Source organism: Pantoea sp. ICBG 985 (genome assembly GCF_002928365.1).
GTDB lineage: Bacteria > Pseudomonadota > Gammaproteobacteria > Enterobacterales > Enterobacteriaceae > Pantoea > Pantoea dispersa.
This window is the reverse complement of the sequence record NZ_POWM01000002.1, coordinates 319,394-338,200: the sequence shown is the minus strand read 5'-3', so window position 1 is coordinate 338,200 and position 18,807 is coordinate 319,394. Positions and strand designations below refer to the sequence as shown.

11 protein-coding genes are annotated in these 18,807 nt (G+C 60.4%); 6 read left to right on the top strand and 5 right to left on the bottom strand.

From position 1 onward, the window contains the following. Positions 1-88: 88 nt before the first annotated feature. The 3 genes from asmA to udk all read right to left on the bottom strand — a co-directional run bounded on the left by asmA (position 89) and on the right by udk (position 3,287). Entirely contained in the window at positions 89-1,888 is a 1,800-nt protein-coding gene (gene asmA, locus C1Y42_RS07585) for an outer membrane assembly protein AsmA (protein WP_104093116.1), read from the bottom strand. A gap of 59 nt (positions 1,889-1,947) precedes the next feature. Further along, on the bottom strand, positions 1,948-2,529 hold the full coding sequence (dcd, locus tag C1Y42_RS07580; RefSeq protein ID WP_021509321.1) for a dCTP deaminase: 582 nt from the start codon (positions 2,527-2,529) through the stop codon (positions 1,948-1,950). Positions 2,530-2,648: 119 nt separating this feature from the next. Further along, a complete protein-coding gene (gene udk, locus C1Y42_RS07575) occupies positions 2,649-3,287 on the bottom strand; it encodes a uridine kinase (RefSeq protein WP_010615887.1) in 639 nt (212 codons plus the stop codon). A gap of 229 nt (positions 3,288-3,516) precedes the next feature. On the opposite strand from udk, the gene C1Y42_RS07570 reads away from it, so the two are divergent. From C1Y42_RS07570 to yegD, 3 genes are all read left to right on the top strand, one after another. Beyond that, positions 3,517-4,128: a phosphatase PAP2 family protein gene (locus C1Y42_RS07570; protein WP_021509320.1), complete on the top strand. Its 612-nt coding sequence runs from the start codon at positions 3,517-3,519 to the stop codon at positions 4,126-4,128. A gap of 343 nt (positions 4,129-4,471) precedes the next feature. After that, the gene (locus C1Y42_RS07565; protein WP_104093115.1) at positions 4,472-7,036 is read left to right on the top strand and encodes a diguanylate cyclase; all 2,565 of its coding nucleotides are present in this window, start codon (positions 4,472-4,474) and stop codon (positions 7,034-7,036) included. Positions 7,037-7,111: 75 nt separating this feature from the next. After that, positions 7,112-8,464 carry a molecular chaperone gene (gene yegD / locus C1Y42_RS07560; protein WP_104093114.1) on the top strand — a complete coding sequence of 451 codons (1,353 nt, stop codon included), beginning with the start codon at positions 7,112-7,114 and terminating at the stop codon, positions 8,462-8,464. A gap of 115 nt (positions 8,465-8,579) precedes the next feature. On the opposite strand, the gene C1Y42_RS07555 is transcribed toward yegD, so the two are convergent. Next, positions 8,580-9,914, bottom strand: a complete 1,335-nt coding sequence (locus tag C1Y42_RS07555) for a carbohydrate porin (protein WP_058780350.1) — start codon at positions 9,912-9,914, stop codon at positions 8,580-8,582. 221 nt (positions 9,915-10,135) lie between these two features. Beyond that, positions 10,136-11,098 (bottom strand): aldo/keto reductase, encoded by a 963-nt coding sequence (locus C1Y42_RS07550; protein WP_021509316.1) that lies wholly within the window; start codon positions 11,096-11,098, stop codon positions 10,136-10,138. 240 nt (positions 11,099-11,338) lie between these two features. On the opposite strand from C1Y42_RS07550, the gene C1Y42_RS07545 reads away from it, so the two are divergent. From C1Y42_RS07545 to mdtC, 3 genes are read left to right on the top strand one after another with little or no spacing between them, the layout of a single operon-like run. Further along, positions 11,339-12,568, top strand: a complete 1,230-nt coding sequence (locus C1Y42_RS07545; protein WP_058780348.1) for an MdtA/MuxA family multidrug efflux RND transporter periplasmic adaptor subunit — start codon at positions 11,339-11,341, stop codon at positions 12,566-12,568. Beyond that, positions 12,568-15,690, top strand: a complete 3,123-nt coding sequence (locus tag C1Y42_RS07540; protein ID WP_104093113.1) for an MdtB/MuxB family multidrug efflux RND transporter permease subunit — start codon at positions 12,568-12,570, stop codon at positions 15,688-15,690. The genes C1Y42_RS07545 and C1Y42_RS07540 overlap by 1 nt, the downstream gene beginning before the upstream one ends. Further along, positions 15,687-18,761, top strand: a complete 3,075-nt coding sequence (mdtC, locus tag C1Y42_RS07535; RefSeq protein WP_104093112.1) for a multidrug efflux RND transporter permease subunit MdtC — start codon at positions 15,687-15,689, stop codon at positions 18,759-18,761. The genes C1Y42_RS07540 and mdtC overlap by 4 nt, the downstream gene beginning before the upstream one ends. Positions 18,762-18,807 lie beyond the last annotated feature (46 nt).

Sequence of the window (18,807 nt, the reverse complement as noted above, 5' to 3'; positions counted from 1 at the left end):
AAATTGCGCCGCTACCCGTCAGTGCAACGCGGGGTCGCGGCGCGAATCATCGCGCGATGAACAATCCGATAACGTCGTCCTGGTCCTTTTATTGCCGCGGTGCAGACTTCTGACTATCCAGCCACTGATTAAGGCGCGTTTTGGCTTCGCCCTGCAACTGCTGGCGCACCACATCATCCACTGGCAGCGAATACTGCAGGTTGTTCCAGTTACCGTACATGCGCAGCGGAATCGGCTGGCCGTTGAGGACTTTCGCCAGCCGGTCGTCGCCCTGCCAGCCGCGCAGAATCATATTAATGGTGACATCCAGCTGCTGCTTCACCACATCCACGTTGCCGTGCGTTTGCAGCGCCAGCCGGCTGCTGCCGCCCTGCAGATCCGGCAGCGTGACGTTGCCCTGCTTCAGGCTGATGCGCCCGCTTAACTGTTCAATTCCCTGATCATCCGGCTGATCGTTACTGACGCGATTGCTGACGCGCGCCACGGCGCGGCGCACCATCTGCTGCAGATTCAGCTGCGCCAGCTGCAGATTAGTCGCTTCCAGTTCTGCACTGCCCTGCCAGTTCTGTTTCGCCTCTGCCACGCTCAGCCCGGCACCGCTGATGTCGCCCTTGAGCGAGACCGTGCCCTGCAGCGAAGCCGGCAGTTCCAGCGCTTTAAGCAGCGGCGCGATGGCAATGCTGCTCAGCTCCGGCTGAAACGCCACCTGCGTGACCGGCTGACGGATATCCACCGAGCCGGGAATGGAAAAGTGGCCGTCACCAAATTTGCCCTGCAGCTTGTTGAGCGTCAGCAGCCCGCGCTGATTGCGGGCGTCAATTTGCAGATTACTGAGCGTCAAACCGCGCCACACGCTGCTGTCAGCGTCGAGCGTCAGCTGCAAATCCATGCTGTTGAGCGGCGAGTCGGCATTATTGTGCGCGCGCGGCTCAGCGATCACCGGCGTGCGCATCACGTTAGCCTGCTGCGTGGTGCTGTTATCGCTGGCGGGCGCGCTGGCCATCAGGTTATCCAGATTGAGCGAGGTCGCGTGCAGCGCGAGGTTGAGCTGCTGCGGCAGGGCCAGCCGGCCCTCAGCGCTGCCGTCGAGGGCGCTGTCGTTCGCGGTTAACTGCAGCTTGTTCAGCGCAAACTGCTGCTGGTCGCCATCCCACTGCGCCTGCCCGCTCAGCGTCCCTTTAATGCCCTGCGGCGGCAGGTTCGCGCCGTCCAGCGTGTAATCCAGCTCATCCAGCTGGCCGCTGATACGGTGCGGATAGTGCGCCACGTCCATCTGCCCTTTCAGGTTCAGGCTGAGATTACGCTGATTGCGGGACACGCGTGTCGCCAGCTCAACGCTGGCCTGCCGGTTATCGTCCTGATTCAGATTGAGGTTGAGATCGCGGAAGTTGTACTCGTCACCGCCCGGCTGCTGCCAGATGAGCAGGCTATCGGCAATGCGCAGTTTACTGATGTTAAAGGTCCAGCCATTGCTGGCTGCGATGGCCGGTTCACTGTCGCCCGGCTCAATCGGCGCGCCCTGCGGTTTCTGCACCGCGCTGTCCGGCGTAGCGCGAATAATCGCGTTTTTCAGCATCACCTGACTGACGCTCAGCTGATGCGACAGCAGCGGCCACAGATTGACGTCCAGACGCATATTGTCAGCGGTCACCATCGGCTGGCTGGCGCCGGGCGCGGTCAGGCTCATGCGGCCCGCCAGAATGCTGAGCTGCGGCCAGACGTGCCAGCGCAGGTCGCCGCTCACTTCAAGCTGATAACCACTGCGCTGTTTTACCTGCTGTACCATATAGGTACGAAAGTCGTTGGGATTGACCAGCAATACCAGTGCCGTCATGCCCGCTACGACCACCACTAACAGGATGGCCAGCGTGGTTATCAGTCTTCTCATTGCATCCTCATCACCGTCAGATTTCAGGCCGCTGGCGCGAAATCACTCCAGGAGAAACGTTAGTCTTTATCAATACGGCTGGCGTCAGCGCCCTGCTGCCCGCGATATTTGGCGTCTTCGCGGCGATTGTAAGGACGCGCCGCCGGCCCGGACAGCGGTTCAAAGCTCAGTGCGCCAATCAGCATGCCGGGACGCAGCGCCAGCGGCAGCTTACCGGAGTTGTAAAACTCCAGCACGATACGGCCCTGCCAGCCCGGATCGATACGGTGCGCGGTAACGTGCACCATCAGCCCGAGGCGCGCCAGTGACGAGCGGCCATCCAGCCAGCCCACCAGATCGTCGGGAATGGTGACGGATTCCAGCGTCACCGCCAGCGCCAGTTCACCCGGATGCAGAAAGAACGCTTCGCCTTCCGGCAGCACAATCTCATCGCTCATCACGCGATCCAGCGCCGCGCTCACTTCATGCTTTGGACCACTCAAATCTATAAACGGTGCGGTGTGGCCGCTAAAGGTTCGGAACTGGTTACCGAGGCGCACATCCACGGTAGCACCGTTGATGCGCTCAACCGGCGGACGGGGATCGATGGCCAGCTTGCCGCTGTCCAGCCAGCTTTCAATATCGCGATCGCATAATCTCATCGCAGCAACTCCATGATTAAGTGTAGCGAAAGGTGGTCAGGTTGTGACAAACCGTTCGCGTCACGTCCATCCGGACGCACGGTGTCCCGTTCCGGTCCCGCTGAACCGGACGGGCGTCGTCAAAGATACTGGTTAATTTTGGCCTTGAGGATATCAATGGCGATGCGGTTTTTACCACCGCGCGGCACAATGATGTCGGCATACTGCTTGGAAGGCTCAATAAACTGCAGGAACATCGGGCGCACGGTCTTTTGGTACTGACTCATCACCGAGTCCATCGAGCGCCCGCGCTCGTTGACGTCGCGCTTCATACGGCGCATCAGGCAGATATCCAGCGGGGTATCAACGAAGATCGAGAAGTTAAGCTCCTGGCGCAGCCGTGCATCGGTCAGCAGCAGAATCCCTTCCAGAATAATCACTTTCTTCGGCTTCAGGTGAATACACTCGTCGGTGCGGGTGTGCTCAACGTAGCTGTAAACCGGCAGGTCGATATCTTCGCCGGCCTTGAGCGCGCGCAGATGCTGCAGCAGCAAATCGTGGTCCATCGCGCTCGGATGGTCGTAGTTGGTTTTCACCCTCTCTTCCATGGTGAGGTGGCTTTGATCTTTATAGTAAGCATCTTCGGGGATCACACCGATATGCTCGTCACCGACCTGGTCACGGATTTCACGATAGAGCGTGCTGGCAATAAGACTTTTTCCGGATGCGGATGCACCTGCAATGCCAACGATCACGCACTGATGAGACTTGTCAGTCATACTTTTTTAAGACCTGATAACTGGAGCCGGTTTCTGTCTGCACAAAAACAGGCCGATTGAGAGGGTTAGTTGGCGGCAATTATAGGGATTTCACCGGGTTGATGCCAGTGAAAACCGGCGCGCCGCCTTTTCAGACTATCCCGTTTTGCAGCCAGCGGCTTAATCGATACACTGTTTCTCTGCCCGCCGTGTGACTGGCGGGAGCCCGATAGTCGTTGCAAGGAAAAGTATGAGCTGGAGAACCCTGACCTATTTCGGCGACAGTATGTTGCTGATCCCCACTGCGGTGATCATCGCACTGGTGCTGCCGTGGAAAAGCGACAACCGTCGCACCGTCTGGTACTGGCTGCTGGCGTTTGGCCTGGCGGGCCTGCTGGTCAGCATCTCGAAGATTATGTTTCTCGGCTTCGGCATTGGCAGCGCGCGCTACAACTTCACCGGGTTCAGCGGTCATAGCGCGATGTCAGCGACGCTGTGGCCGGTGATGATGTGGCTGATTTCCGGCCGCTGGCCCACGTTCTGGCGCGCCCTGACCATCGGTATCGGCTATCTGATTCCGCTGATGGTGGGATTATCGCGCCTGGTGATCCATGCGCACTCGGTGAGTGAAGTGCTGGCCGGACTGATGCTGGGCTTTACCCTGAGCAGCGCGTTCCTGCTGAGCCAGCGCCGCACCGCGCTGAAGGGGTTTAGCGTGGTGCAGGTGGCAGTGGCATTTTTGATTCCGCTGTTGCTGATGGGCCACGGCCGCGTCGCCACCACCCAGCAGTTCCTCGAGCGTTTTTCCGCTGACCTCGCCGGGCTGGAAAAGCCCTTCACCCGCGCCGATTTGTTCCGCTGAGTGCGTTGCGCGGTAAAGGGTGTAAGGTCTGTCCAATACGTTTTGAACACGTTCCACAAATGATTGCACATACGGTAGCGGCGCAATTTATTGCGCGATAAATCGCGCCGCTACAAAATTGTGCAATTTGTCGTGTCCTTACCTGAATCGCTGCAGATCCAGCAGTCGCGATACTGCCAGCAGATTTCACCGGTTTTGTAGGGTGCGCATTTATGCGCACCTGGATGCAGGCCGCAAAAAAACATTTCCGCACAAAGATATCTGACAGATGTGCTAGCATGGATTAAGAGATTGACTGGCGCATTTTTCTTCGAGTAATCAATGCGCGCTGCTGGATTCGTGCATGACTCTTGAGATAGTAACCTCGCAGGATAATCCGCAAAAAAAGTGGCTCAGCGCCCTGCTGCTTTGCGCGCTGGCATTTTTACTGACGCTGTTCTGTCTGGAACTGATTGTCGTCAGCGGCCGCATTTCCCCGCTCTGGTACTCCACCGCGTTAATGACTGTCGTGGTGTTCCGCGCGCCCTCGCGACAGGTACCGCTGCTGCTGGCCAGCTGCGTGCTCGGCACGGCGCTGGCCAATCTGCTGGTGATCGGCCCGGCCCTGAGCAATGTCAAATTCGCCATCCTTAATATGGTGCAGGCCATCCTCGGCGGGCTGATGCTGCGCGCGCTGCTCGACCGCAAAGCCCCGCTCAACTCACTGGCCGACTGGATACGCTTTGCGCTGGCTGCGGGCCTAATCGCGCCGCTGCTGGGCGGCGTCGTGGCGCTATGGATGCTGCACGTTGACGGCCACGCCTCGCTGCCGTTTTTCTCCACCTGGGTGATCTCTGAAGTGATTGGCGTGCTGGCCTTCGGTCCGGTGCTGCTGCTGTGGCCTGATAAACCGCTGCGCCAGCTGATCACGCCGGAACGTCAGCTGGAAACGCTGCTCACGCTGATTGTCACGCTGCTGGCCAGCTATCTGGCGCTGCGCTTCCTGCCGTGGCCGTTTACCTTTATCGTGGTGATTCTGTTCTGGTGCGCGGTGCGCCTGCCCAAATTCGAAGCCTTTCTGCTGTTTTTCCTCAACGCCAGCTTTATCTCGCTGCTGCTGGCGCTCGACTGGGTCAACCTGGCGCGCAACGATTTGCTGCTCGGCCAGGTCAGCACCTGGCTGCCGTTTCTGCTGGTGCTGCTGCCGAGCCACGTGATGTCGCTGGTGATGGATGCCTTCCAGCGTGAAAAGCACCACATCAGCGAAAGCGAAACCCGCTTCCGCAACGCCATGGAGTATTCCGCCATCGGCATGGCGCTGGTATCGCCGGAAGGCGGCTGGCAGCAGGTCAACCAGTCGCTGTGCCGCACGCTGGGCTTCGCGGCGGAAGAGCTGAAAAAACTCACCTTCCAGCAGATCACCCATCCGGACGATCTCAACAGCGACCTGCAGCAGCTGGAGCGGCTGATCGCCGGTGAGATCCTGACCTATACCCTGGAAAAGCGCTATTTCCGTAAAGATGGCGAGATCGTCTGGGCGCGCCTCACGGTCTCGATGGTGCGTGATGCGCAGCTGCACCCGCTCTACTTTATCGCGCAGATTGTGGATATCTCCGAGCTGAAGCAGAGCGAGCAGGTCAACCAGCGACTGATGGAGCGCATCACGCTGGCCAACGAAGCGGGCGGCATCGGCGTGTGGGAGTGGAACCTGCTAAACGGCGAGATGTTATGGGACAAGCGCATGTACGAGTTGTTTGCGCTGGAGCCCCACCGGGTACCGAGCTACGACCTGTGGCTGCATCTGGTCGATGTTCAGGAACGTGAAGCGGCCGCGCTCACCATTCAGCAGGCGATTGAACGCCGCAGCGCCTTCCAGCTGGAGTACCGCATCAATCTGCCGCAGGGCGTGCGCTACGTGCGCTCCGAGGCCAATAGCATCATCAGTAAGGACGGGCAGATCGAACGCATGCTCGGCATTTGCCAGGACATTACTTCGCTGCGCACGCTGAATGAAGCGCTGTTCCAGGAGAAGGAACGCATGGCGATCACCCTCGACTCGATCGGTGAAGCGGTGATTTGTACTGACGATGAGATGCGGGTGACCTTCATGAATCCGGTGGCCGAGACGCTGAGCGGCTGGCCGCAGGCGAAAGCGGCTGGCGTGGCGCTGAGCGAACTGCTGACGATTACGCGTGGCGCGCAGGGGCCGTGCGTGGAGAATCTGTTGCTGTGCAGCCTGCCCGCCAGCAAAACCACACCGGACCTCGAAGAAGAGCTGGTGTTGCATACACCGGATGGTGCCCAGGTCGAGATTCACTACAGCATCACGCCGCTGAAAACCCTGACCGGCAGCGACATTGGTGCCGTAATGGTCATTCATGACGTCAGCGAGTCGCGCCGCATGATGAAACGCCTGAGCTACAGCGCCTCTCACGATATGCTGACGCGCCTGCCGAACCGTCACAGCTTTGAACAGCAGCTGAAGCGACTGGTGAATGACGCCGCCGCGCATCACAGCGAGCACGTGCTGGTGTTTATCGATCTGGATAAGTTTAAAGCGGTCAACGATACCGCCGGCCATGCTGCCGGCGATGCGCTGCTGCGCGCACTGGCCGATCTCATGCAGCAGCACCTGCGCAATAGCGATGTGCTGGCGCGCCTCGGCGGTGACGAATTTGGCCTGCTGCTGCCCTACAGCAATGTTGACCAGGTGCGCGAGGTGGTGCAGAGCATCGTCAGCGCGGTGCATGACTTTACCTTTATGTGGCAGGACCGGCCGTATCACGTCGGCGCCAGCGCCGGTATCACGCAAATCGATCAGCATAACTGCATCAGCAATGTGGTGATGTCGCAGGCCGATGTCGCCTGTTACAGCGCCAAACACGCCGGGCGCGGCCAGTATCAGGTTTACCAGGAAGTTCAGGGATAAACTGCGGCGCTGCCCATTGCCAGCCCGCGTTGGCTGCGCTAAAGTCGCCCCCTTTTTTCTGGCATGGGGGATACAATGTTTATCGGATTCGACTACGGCACGGCTAACTGTTCCATCGCGGTAACGGATAGCGGCACACCGCGGTTACTGACACTGGAAAACGGTCAGCGCCTGCTTCCCTCCATGATTTGCGCGCCCACGCGCGAAGCCATCAGTGAATGGCTGCACCGCCACCATCAAATCCCCACGCCAGACAGCGAAAGCACCGCGCTACTGCAGCGCGCGTTGCGTTATAACCGCGAAGAGGATATCGAGGTAACGCCTGCCAGCGTGCAGTTTGGTCTGACCGCGCTGCAGCATTATATGGTCGATCCGGAAGAGGTGTGGTTCGTCAAATCACCGAAGTCGTTCCTCGGCGCCAGCGGCCTGAAACCCCAGCAGATCGCCTTCTTTGAAGATCTGGTGTGCGCCATGATGCTGCACATTCGCCAGCAGGGTGAAACCCAGCTCGATCAACCGATTGACCAGGCGGTGATTGGCCGGCCAATCAACTTCCAGGGGCTGGGCGGTGACGACGCCAACCAGCAGGCGCAGGGCATTCTGCTGCGTGCCGCACAGCGTGCCGGGTTCCGCGACGTCGAGTTTCAGTTCGAGCCGGTTGCCGCCGGTCTGGAGTTTGAAGCCACGCTGCAGCAGGAGACACGCGTGCTGGTGGTGGATATCGGTGGCGGAACCACCGACTGCTCCATGCTGCTGATGGGGCCGCAGTGGCGTAATCAGTCCGATCGCCGTGCCAGTCTGCTTGGCCACAGCGGCTGCCGCGTCGGCGGTAACGATCTCGATATTATGCTGGCGTTCAAAACGCTGATGCCGCTGCTGGGTCTGGGCGGTAACACGCTGAAGGGCACTGCCCTGCCCGCCCTGCCGTGGTGGAACGCGGTGGCAATTAACGATGTGCCGGCACAAAGCGACTTCTACTCAGCCGCCAGCGGTAAGTTGCTGCGCGATCTGGTGCGTGATGCCGAACAGGGCGATAAAGTCGCGCATCTGCTGAAAGTATGGCAGCAGAAGCTGAGCTACCGGCTGGTGCGCGCGGCGGAAGAGAGCAAGATTGCGCTCTCCGAGGAGCGCGAGACCGCAGCCTCGCTGGCGTTTATTGCGCAAACGCTGCAGGCGGAGATCAGCGCCGCGCAGCTGGAAGAGGCGATCAATCAGCCGCTGGCGCGCATTCTTGAGCAGGTGCAGCTGGCGCTGGCCAGTTGTGACACCCGTCCGGAGGTGATTTACCTCACCGGCGGCAGCGCCCGTTCGCCGATCCTGCGCGCCGCGCTGCAGCAGGCACTGCCCGACACGCCCATCGCCAGCGGCGATGATTTCGGCTCGGTCACCGCCGGCCTGGCGCGCTGGGCCGAAGTGATGTTCAGATAATTCCCTCTCCCGCTTGCGGGAGAGGGTTAGGGTGAGGGCCAGATAGCCCTGTGCGATTTTCCCCTCACCCTGCCCTCTCCCAAAGGGAGAGGGAAAAGTCACACATTCTGCCAGATTAGAAATTCACGTTCGCACTGATCCCACCCACAAACGCATCTTTCACCTCGCTCACCGCACCCGGTGCCACCACGTATTGCAGGTTTGGACGCAACTGCAGCCATTTGGTCAGCTGCGCATTGTAATAAACCTCGTAGTTGTACTCGGAACCATCCTGAATCGGCAGATAAGTTGGGCTGTCGAAATTCGTTTCGCCGTTGGCATCATTCTGCTGACGCAGCGAACGGGTATACGCGCTGTTGACGTGAATACGCGCCGCGCCGACGCCAATCTCATCCTGCGGACGCGCATCAAACGGCCCTTTCCAGGTAAAGCTGATGGACTGATAGTTGTCGGTTTTCGAGGTTTTGTGATCGTTCATCACCGCCTGCACCGTCACGCCCAGACCCCGGCTGGCATCGCCGCCCTGCGCGGTCAGCTGCTGCTGTAACAGCACGTAGCCGCCGTAGGCGTGATCCTTGCTCTGATAAGCGCCATCGCGCCAGCTGCCGTAGTTATCGCCGTTGGCCGACGAGTAGTAGTAACCAATGCGGTAGTTACCCGGCAGGTTGGCCGGCCCGAAGGTCGGCTTCCAGCCCAGTTCCACCGGCACCAGGTTGCCTTCGGAGTTGCTGGTATCCAGACGGAAACCGTCACCGCGATCGTAGTTGGCACTGTTCTGGTTGTAGAAGCCCACCTGGAAGAACACTTCCGGCGTGAAGTTAACCTTCACGCGGCCGCCCCACTGGGAAACCGGCCAGTTAAACCAGCGGTCGCCGCGCCAGTTACCCGCCTGGCCGCTGCCGAATGCAAGGTTCTGGAACTTGCTGTCGAAGTTGTCGAAATCTTCCCCGACGGTGACGCGACCGGCTTTCAGGTTGACAGTGTTATCAAACAGCCCTTTGCTGAGCCAGAACTGCGTCAGACGCCAGGTCTGGCCACGTCCGTACACTTCCTGCACCGATGACAGCATGCCGGTACGGCGGTCTGCCACCTGATCGGAGATGTTGCGACCGTTACGGTCGGTAATGGTCATCTGGAACTGCGCATCCTGCCAGTCGAGCAGTTTTTGCAGGTCAAGATTCAGGCCAAACGCCCACTGATCGCTGTAGCGCATCGAGGTGTTGGTATCGGCACCGCCGCCCAGGTTCGAGGCACTCTCCATGGTGTAGTTAACGTCGAACTTCACGCCGTCGTTTTCCAGCTGCGTTCGGTTACCGCCCCAGTCGCCAAACATGTAGGGGGAATCGTAGCTGAACGCATCGGCTGCCACCGCCGACGCACTCAACATGGCAAACATCAGGGTGCCCGCTGCCAGGCGAGGCATATGCTGCACTGCTTTTTTTCTGTTCATGATGATTATTCTTCTGTGAGTTTCCGGAGAGGAACGGGCAGAGAATAATGCTGAGGTTATGTCAATTTTTGCAAATCTGTGCGCAGTGAGTGCAAAGGTGACAGTGACTTAACGCAATTGTGACAGTGATCGATGAATGGATATGTTCTGGAGGAAAAAGGCATTTTTTGCGTGGCGAAAAAAATATTACGTGACGGGACGCCGCGGCGTCCCGCTTCGCGTTACGGCTTGCTGGCGCTGGCCAGCTCTTCAATCTCCTGCTTGCTGAGCTCCAGCTCAGTGGCTTTCACCAGCTCATCCAGCTGCTGCAGCGAGGTGGCACTGACAATCGGTGCGGTGATGCTCGGTCGCGCAATCTGCCACGCCAGCGCCACCTGGGTAGCAGAGGCGTCGTGCGAGGCCGCGACATCTTCCAGCGCTTCAATGATGCGCTTACCGCGATCGTTGAGGTATTTTTCTACAATGCCCTGGCCGCGCGCGCTTTTGCTGGCGTCTTCCGGCTTTTTGTATTTCCCGCTCAGGAAACCGCTGGCCAGCGAGTAGTAGTTAATCACGCCCAGACCGTTTTTCACCGCCACCTGCTCCAGTCCGCTTTCATACTCCTGGCGATCGTACAGGTTGTACTCCGGCTGCAGGGTTTCATAGCGCGCCAGTCCCTCCTGCTTACTGATGTCGAGCGCTTCCTGCAGGCGCTGCGCGCTGTAGTTGGACGCACCGATTGCCCGCACTTTCCCCTCTTTGATCAGCGAGTCGAAGGCTTTCAGCGTCTCCACCAGCGGCGTGCTGTCGTCATCACGGTGCGCCTGGTACAGATCGATGACATCCGTCTGCAGGCGGCGCAGCGAATCTTCCACGGCCTGGCGGATATAGGCCGGTTTCAGCCCGGTTTTCTCCGGCGTCAGCTCCATGCCTACCTTGGTGGCGAGCACGATACTGTCGCGCTTACCGCTTTTTTTCAGCCATTTACCGATGATGGTTTCCGATTCACCGCCGGCGTTGCCCGGCGCCCAGCGTGAGTAAACGTCTGCGGTATCAATGAAGAACAGCCCCTTTTCCACCAGCGCGTCGAGCAGTGAAAACGAGGTTTTTTCATCGACGGTCCAGCCAAAAACGTTGCCGCCAAACGTCAGCAGCGGCACGCTGATACCGCTGTCGCCCAGCTGACGGGTTTTGTGTTGACGCATGTGATCCTCCTTAGTGAAACGAGACTGGTCTGTCATTCAGCTTAGCAAAGGAAAAAGTCACGCTTATGCGTATTGCTGCCAAAATATTTACTGAATATGAATACTTAGCGTGCCCGGGGCGATATTCTTAATTCCTTCAATTTTTGCCCGGCCCGGGCGACTACAATCATTTCGTTTGCGCCGCGGTTCGTTTGCGCGCGCATATGGGGAAAACGAAACCGCCGGAGAGCACACAGAGCAATGAATAAACGATTAAAAACAGGCCTGATTAGCGTGGTGGTGCTGGCTGCGCTGGCGGGCGCTTACTACTGGTGGCAGCATCCGGCCGAGCCTGCGCAGGCTACCCAGGCTGATGGCCAGCCGCATCACGGACGCGGTGGCAACAACAGCGGCGGACGCCGTCCGCTGGCACCGGTGCAGGCCGCAACGGCGACCACCGAAAGCGTGCCCTATTACCTCAGCGGACTTGGCACCGTCACCGCGGCCAATACCGTTACGGTGCGCAGTCGGGTCGATGGCCAGCTGATGGCGCTGCACTTCACGGAAGGTCAGCAGGTGGAGGCCGGCGCGCTGCTGGCAGAAATCGATCCCCGCCCATGGCAGGTAGCGCTCACCCAGGCGCAGGGCCAGCTGGCCAAAGATCAGGCGACGCTGGCTAACGCGCGCCGCGACCTCAGCCGTTATGAAAAGCTGGCGAAAACCTCGCTGGTGTCGCAGCAGGAGCTGGATACCCAGCGCTCGCTGGTCAGTGAAACCCTCGGCACCATCAAAGCCGACGAAGGCAATGTGGCCAGCGCGCAGCTCAATCTGACCTACAGCCGCATCACCGCGCCGATTGCCGGACGCGTCGGGCTGAAGCAGGTGGATGTCGGCAACTACATTACCGCCGGCGATACCAATGGTCTGGTGGTGATCACCCAGACGCACCCGATTGACGTAGTGTTCAGCGTTGCCGAGAACAACATCAGCCAGATCCTGAAAGCCCAGAAAAGCGGCCAGCCGCTGCCGGTTGAAGCCTGGGATCGCAGCAATAAAACCCTGCTGACCACGGGTGCGCTGCTGAGCATTGATAACCAGATCGATGTCACCACCGGCACCATTAAACTCAAGGCGCGCTTCAGCAATCAGGACGACGCCCTGTTTCCCAATCAGTTTGTTAATGCCCGGCTGAAGGTGGATACGCTGCAAAACGCAGTGGTGATCCCGACCGCCGCGCTGCAGATGAGCAACGACGGCCACTTTGTCTGGGTGGTGAACAGCGATAACAAAGTGAGTAAGAAACGCGTCACCGCCGGGCTGCAGGATAGCCAGAAAGTGGTGATTGATGCCGGGCTGCAGGCCGGTCAGCGCGTGGTCACCGACGGTCTCGACCGCCTGACCGAAGGCGCCACGGTGGAAATTGTCGCCGCACAGAGTACCGCCACGCACAGCACGCGCGCGGCGCAACCGGCTCGCGGAGAACGTCAATAATGCAGGTGATGCCTCCCGACGCCAGCGGCGGCCCGTCACGCCAGTTTATTCTGCGCCCGGTGGCCACCACGCTGCTGATGATCGCGATTTTGCTGGCCGGCGTGCTGGGCTATCGCTTCCTGCCGGTTTCCGCGCTGCCGGAAGTCGATTACCCGACCATCCAGGTCGTCACGCTCTATCCCGGCGCCAGCCCGGATGTGGTGACCTCGTCGATTACCGCGCCGCTGGAGCGTCAGTTCGGGCAGATGTCCGGCCTGAAGCAAATGGCGTCGCAAAGCTCCGGCGGTGCCTCGGTGATTACGCTGCAGTTCCAGCTGACGCTGGCGCTCGACGTTGCCGAACAGGAAGTGCAGGCGGCGATCAACTCTGCCACTAACCTGCTGCCTAACGATCTGCCGAATCCGCCGGTGTACAGCAAAGTCAATCCGGCCGATCCGCCAATCATGACGCTGGCCGTTACCACCACCAGCATGCCGCTGACGCAGGTGCAGGATATGGTGGAGACGCGGGTGGCGCAGAAGATTTCCCAGGTCTCCGGCGTCGGTCTGGTCACGCTCTCCGGCGGCCAGCGTCCGGCGGTGCGGGTGAAGATGAACGCTCAGGCACTGGCGGCCCTCGGCCTCACCAGCGAGACAGTGCGTACCGCCATCAGCAACGCCAACGTCAATTCGGCGAAAGGCAGCCTCGATGGCCCAACGCGCTCCATCACGCTGTCGGCCAATGACCAGATGACCTCCGCGGAGGATTACCGCAAGCTGATCGTCAGCTACAGCAACGGCGCGCCGGTGCGGCTGGGCGACGTCGCCACGGTTGAACAGGGCGCAGAGAACAGCTGGCTGGGCGCCTGGGCCAACCGTCAGCCGGCGATTGTACTGAACGTGCAGCGCCAGCCGGGCGCCAATATTATCGCTACCGCTGACAGCATCCGCGCGCTGCTGCCGTCGCTGACTGCCACGCTGCCGAAGTCGGTTGACGTCAAACTGCTTACCGATCGCACCACCAACATTCGCGCCTCGGTAGCGGATACCCAGCATGAGCTGATGCTGGCCATCGGGCTGGTGGTGATGATCATCTATCTGTTTCTGCGCAACGTCCCGGCCACCATTATTCCGGCAGTTGCGGTGCCGCTGTCGCTGGTCGGCACCTTTGCCGCCATGTATTTCCTTGGCTTTTCGATCAATAACCTGACGCTGATGGCGCTGACCATCGCCACCGGCTTTGTGGTCGATGACGCTATCGTGGTAATCGAGAACATCTCGCGCTACATCGAAAAAGGCGAAAAGCCGATGACCGCCGCGCTGAAAGGTGCCGGTGAGATTGGCTTCACCATTATCTCCCTCACCTTCTCGCTGATCGCGGTGCTGATTCCGCTGCTGTTCATGGGCGACGTGATTGGCCGTTTGTTCCGCGAGTTCGCCGTAACGCTGGCGGTGGCGATTCTGATCTCGGCGGTGGTCTCGCTGACGCTGACGCCGATGATGTGCGCGCGCATGCTGAGCGCCGAATCGCTGCGCAGGCAGAACCGCTTCTCCCGCGCCAGCGAGGCGATGTTCGATAAAGTGATTGCCGGCTATAGCCGCTGGCTGACGCGCGTGCTGCGCCATCCGTGGCTGACGCTGTCGGTGGCGCTTGGCACGCTGCTGCTGACGGTGCTGCTATGGGTGGTGATTCCGAAGGGCTTCTTCCCGCAGCAGGACAACGGCATCATTCAGGGCACATTGCAGGCACCGCAGTCGGTCTCTTACGCCAGTATGGCGCAGCGCACCCGCGACGTGGCGTCGATCATTATGAAAGATCCGGCGGTGCAGAGCCTGACCTCGTTCGTCGGTGTGGATGGCACCAACGCGGCGCTTAACAGCGCGCGGCTGCAAATCAACCTGAAACCGCTGGACCAGCGTGACGATCGTATTCCGGTAGTGCAGCAGCGGCTGCAGCAGGCGATCGATCGCCTGCCCGGCGTGTCGCTGTGGCTGCAGCCGGTACAGGATCTGACCATTGATACCCAGGCGAGCCGCACGCCATACCAGTTTACCCTGCAGTCGGGTTCGCTGGAGTCGCTGGGCAGCTGGGTGCCGAAACTGCTGGCACAGCTCAATACGCTGCCGCAGCTGCGCAACGTCAGCAGCGACTGGCAGGATCAGGGGCTGGAAGCCTTTGTGCGCGTCGATCGCGACAGCGCCAGCCGGCTTGGCATCAGCATGGCCGACATTGATAACGCGCTGTACAACGCCTTTGGCCAGCGCCTGATCTCAACGATTTACACCCAGGCCAACCAGTATCGCGTGGTGCTGGAGCAGGACAACACGCAAACCCCCGGTCTCGCCAGCCTCGACGCGATTCGCCTGAACAGCAGCGACGGCGGCAGCGTGCCGCTCAGCGCCATCGCGCAAGTCGAAGAGCGCCACGCTGCGCTGAGCATTAATCATCTCGACCAGTTCCCGTCGGCCACCTTCTCGTTTGACGTGGCGCACGGCTACTCGCTCGGCGATGCGCTGCAGGCGATCACCACGGCGGAAGATCAGGTCGGCATGCCGGCAGAGATGATGACGCAGTTCCAGGGCAGCACGCTGGCGTTTGAAGCGGCGCTGACCAGCACCATCTGGCTGATCGTCGCGGCGGTAGTGGCGATGTATATTGTGCTCGGCGTGCTGTATGAGAGCTTCATCCACCCGATTACCATTCTGTCGACGCTGCCCACCGCCGGCGTTGGCGCGCTGCTGGCGCTGATGCTGAGCGGCAACGAGCTGGATATCATCGCCATCATCGGCATCATTTTGCTGATCGGCATCGTGAAGAAGAACGCCATCATGATGATCGACTTCGCGCTGGCCGCCGAGCGTGAACAGGGCATGGCACCGCGTGAGGCGATCTATCAGGCCTGTCTGCTGCGCTTCCGGCCGATTCTGATGACCACACTGGCGGCGCTGCTTGGCGCGTTGCCGCTGATGCTCAGCACCGGCGTCGGCGCGGAACTGCGTCGTCCGCTCGGCATCGCCATGGTCGGTGGTCTGGTGCTGAGCCAGGTGCTGACGCTGTTTACCACTCCGGTGATCTATCTGCTGTTTGATCGCCTTGCTCATGCCACGCGCCGGCGTCTGAAAGGCACGGAGGCGCAGTCGTGAAGTTTTTCGCCCTGTTTATCCATCGGCCGGTTGCCACCACGCTGCTGACGCTGGCGATTGCGCTGGCGGGCATCCTCGGCTTCCGTCTGCTGCCGGTGGCGCCGCTGCCGCAGCTGGATTTCCCGGTGATTCTGATCTCGGCCTCGCTGCCCGGCGCGTCGCCGGAAACCATGGCGGCCTCGGTCGCCACGCCGCTGGAGCGCTCGCTGGGGCGCATTGCCGGCGTCAGTGAAATGACCTCCACCAGCTCGCTGGGCAGCACGCGCATCATTCTGATGTTTGATTTCGACCGCGACATCAACGGCGCGGCGCGCGACGTGCAGGCGGCGATCAATGCCGCCCAGAGCCTGCTGCCGACTGGCATGCCCAATCGTCCAACCTACCGCAAAGCCAACCCGTCTGATGCGCCGATCATGATCCTCACCATGACCTCGGACATTTATAATCCCGGTCAGCTGTATGATTACGCGTCGACGCAACTGGCGCAGAAGCTGTCGCAGATTGATGGCGTCGGTGATGTCACGGTGGGCGGCAGTTCGCTGCCGGCGGTGCGCGTCGACCTCAATCCGCAGGCGCTGTTTAATCAGGGCGTGTCGCTGGATGCGGTGCGCACCGCCATCAGCAACGCCAACCAGCGCCGTCCGCAGGGCGCCATCGACGATACCCAGCAGCGCTGGCAGGTACGGACCAACGATGAGCTGCAAACCGCCAGCGTCTACCAGCCGCTGGTGGTGCACTACAACAACGGCGCAGCGGTACGGCTGAGCGATGTGGCGAACGTGCAGGATTCGGTACAGGACGTGCGCAACGCCGGGATGACCAACGGTAAACCAGCGGTGCTGCTGGTGGTGCGCAAGTCGCCGGACGCCAACATCATTGATACCGTCGACCGCATCCGGGCGGAAATGCCGGAGCTGCATGAGGTGATCCCGGCAGCTATCGACCTGCAAATCGCCCAGGACCGTTCGCCCACTATCCGCGCCTCGCTGCATGAAGTGGAGCAGTCGCTGGTGATCGCCGTGGCGCTGGTGATTCTGGTGGTGTTTTTCTTCCTGCGCGACGGCCGCGCCACGCTGATTCCGGCGGCGGCGGTACCGGTATCGCTGATTGGTACCTTCGCCGCCATGTACCTGTGCGGTTTCAGCCTGAATAACCTGTCGCTGATGGCGCTGACCATCGCCACCGGCTTTGTAGTGGATGACGCCATCGTGGTGCTGGAGAACATCGCGCGTCACGTCGAAGCTGGGATGAAGCCGCTGCAGGCGGCACTCACCGGGGTGCGCGAGGTGGGCTTTACCGTGCTGTCGATGAGCCTGTCGCTGATTGCGGTGTTCCTGCCGCTGCTGATGATTGGCGGTATTATTGGCCGCTTCTTCTCGGAGTTTGCCATCACGCTGTCGGTGGCGATTCTCATCTCGCTGTTTATCTCCATTACCCTGACGCCGATGATGTGCGCTTATCTGCTGAAACCACAGGCGAAGCGCAGCCAGCCGCGCACGCGCGGATTTGGCCGCGTGCTGCTGGCGGTGCAGCAGGGCTATGCGCGCTCGCTGGGCTGGGTGCTGAACCACGCGATCTGGGTGCTGTTGCTGCTGCTCGGCACCGTCGGGCTGACCATCTGGCTGTTTATCGCCATCCCGAAAACCTTTATGCCCGAGCAGGACACCGGCCGTCTCAACGGCTTTATCTCCGCCGATCAGAGCATTTCGTTTCAGGCGATGCGCGGCAAGCTGCAGGATTTCATGAACATCATCAAGGCTGACCCGGCGGTCGATAACGTCACCGGCTTCACTGGCGGCTCGCGCACCAACAGCGGCTCGATGTTTGTGTCACTCAAGCCGCTGTCAGAACGCAGCGAAAGCGCGCAGGAAGTGATCGCCCGCCTGCGCGTGAAGCTGGCGAAAGAACCGGGTGCCAACCTCTACCTCAATGCGGTGCAGGATATTCGCGTCGGCGGCCGCGAGTCGAACGCCAGCTATCAGTACAGCCTGCTGTCGGATAACCTCGCCGATTTACGTGAGTGGGAGCCGAAAATCCGCCAGGCGTTTGCCGCGCTGCCAGAACTGGCCGATGTGAACTCGGATCAGCAGGACAACGGCAGCGAAATGGCGCTGACTTACGATCGCGAAAGTATGGCTCGCCTCGGCATCGACGTGTCGGCGGCCAATGCGCTGCTGAATAACGCCTTCGGCCAGCGGCAAATCTCCACCATCTACCAGCCGCTGAATCAGTACAAAGTGGTGATGGAGGTGGATCCGCGCTATACCCAGGATGTCAGCGCGCTGGATCAGATGTTCGTGATCAACAGCGACGGCAAAGCGATTCCGCTCAGCTGGTTTGCCAAATGGCAGCCGGCCAACGCGCCGCTGTCGGTCAACCATCAGGGGCTGTCGGCGGCCTCGACCATCTCGTTTAACCTGCCGGAAGGGGTCTCGCTGTCGCAGGCGTCAGAGGCCATTGACCGCACCATCACGGCGATTGGCGTGCCGTCCAGCGTGCGCGGCAGCTTCGCCGGCACCGCGCAGGTATTTCAGGATTCGCAGTCGAACCAGCTGTGGCTGATGCTGGCGGCGATTGCCGCGGTGTATATCGTGCTCGGCATTCTGTATGAGAGCTACGTGCATCCCCTGACGATTCTCTCTACCCTGCCCTCGGCGGGCGTCGGCGCGCTGCTGGCGCTGCAGCTGTTTAATACGCCGTTCAGCCTGATTGCGCTGATCGGCATCCTGCTGCTGATCGGCATTGTGAAAAAGAACGCCATCATGATGGTGGATTTCGCGCTGGAGGCGGAGCGCAACGGCAACCTGTCGGCGCGCGACGCCATTTTCCAGGCGTGCCAGCTGCGTTTCCGCCCGATTCTGATGACCACGCTGGCGGCGCTGTTTGGTGCGCTGCCGCTGGTGCTGACCAGCGGGGACGGCGCGGAGCTGCGCCAGCCGCTGGGCATCACCATTGCCGGTGGGCTGGTGATGAGCCAGCTGCTAACGCTGTACACCACACCGGTGGTGTACCTGATGATGGATAAACTGCGCCGGCGGAAAAAGCAGCCGCGGTTGATAACGGAGCCATAACGTCATACCTGCACTAAGCGTAGCGGCGCAATTCAACGCGCGATAA

Coding starts and splice junctions, on each gene's coding strand:
- asmA (WP_104093116.1), bottom strand. CDS start 1,888: ATGAGAAGACTGATAACCACGCTGGCCATCCTGTTAGTGGTGGTCGTA.
- dcd (WP_021509321.1), bottom strand. CDS start 2,529: ATGAGATTATGCGATCGCGATATTGAAAGCTGGCTGGACAGCGGCAAG.
- udk (WP_010615887.1), bottom strand. CDS start 3,287: ATGACTGACAAGTCTCATCAGTGCGTGATCGTTGGCATTGCAGGTGCA.
- C1Y42_RS07570 (WP_021509320.1), top strand. CDS start 3,517: ATGAGCTGGAGAACCCTGACCTATTTCGGCGACAGTATGTTGCTGATC.
- C1Y42_RS07565 (WP_104093115.1), top strand. CDS start 4,472: ATGACTCTTGAGATAGTAACCTCGCAGGATAATCCGCAAAAAAAGTGG.
- yegD (WP_104093114.1), top strand. CDS start 7,112: ATGTTTATCGGATTCGACTACGGCACGGCTAACTGTTCCATCGCGGTA.
- C1Y42_RS07555 (WP_058780350.1), bottom strand. CDS start 9,914: ATGAACAGAAAAAAAGCAGTGCAGCATATGCCTCGCCTGGCAGCGGGC.
- C1Y42_RS07550 (WP_021509316.1), bottom strand. CDS start 11,098: ATGCGTCAACACAAAACCCGTCAGCTGGGCGACAGCGGTATCAGCGTG.
- C1Y42_RS07545 (WP_058780348.1), top strand. CDS start 11,339: ATGAATAAACGATTAAAAACAGGCCTGATTAGCGTGGTGGTGCTGGCT.
- C1Y42_RS07540 (WP_104093113.1), top strand. CDS start 12,568: ATGCAGGTGATGCCTCCCGACGCCAGCGGCGGCCCGTCACGCCAGTTT.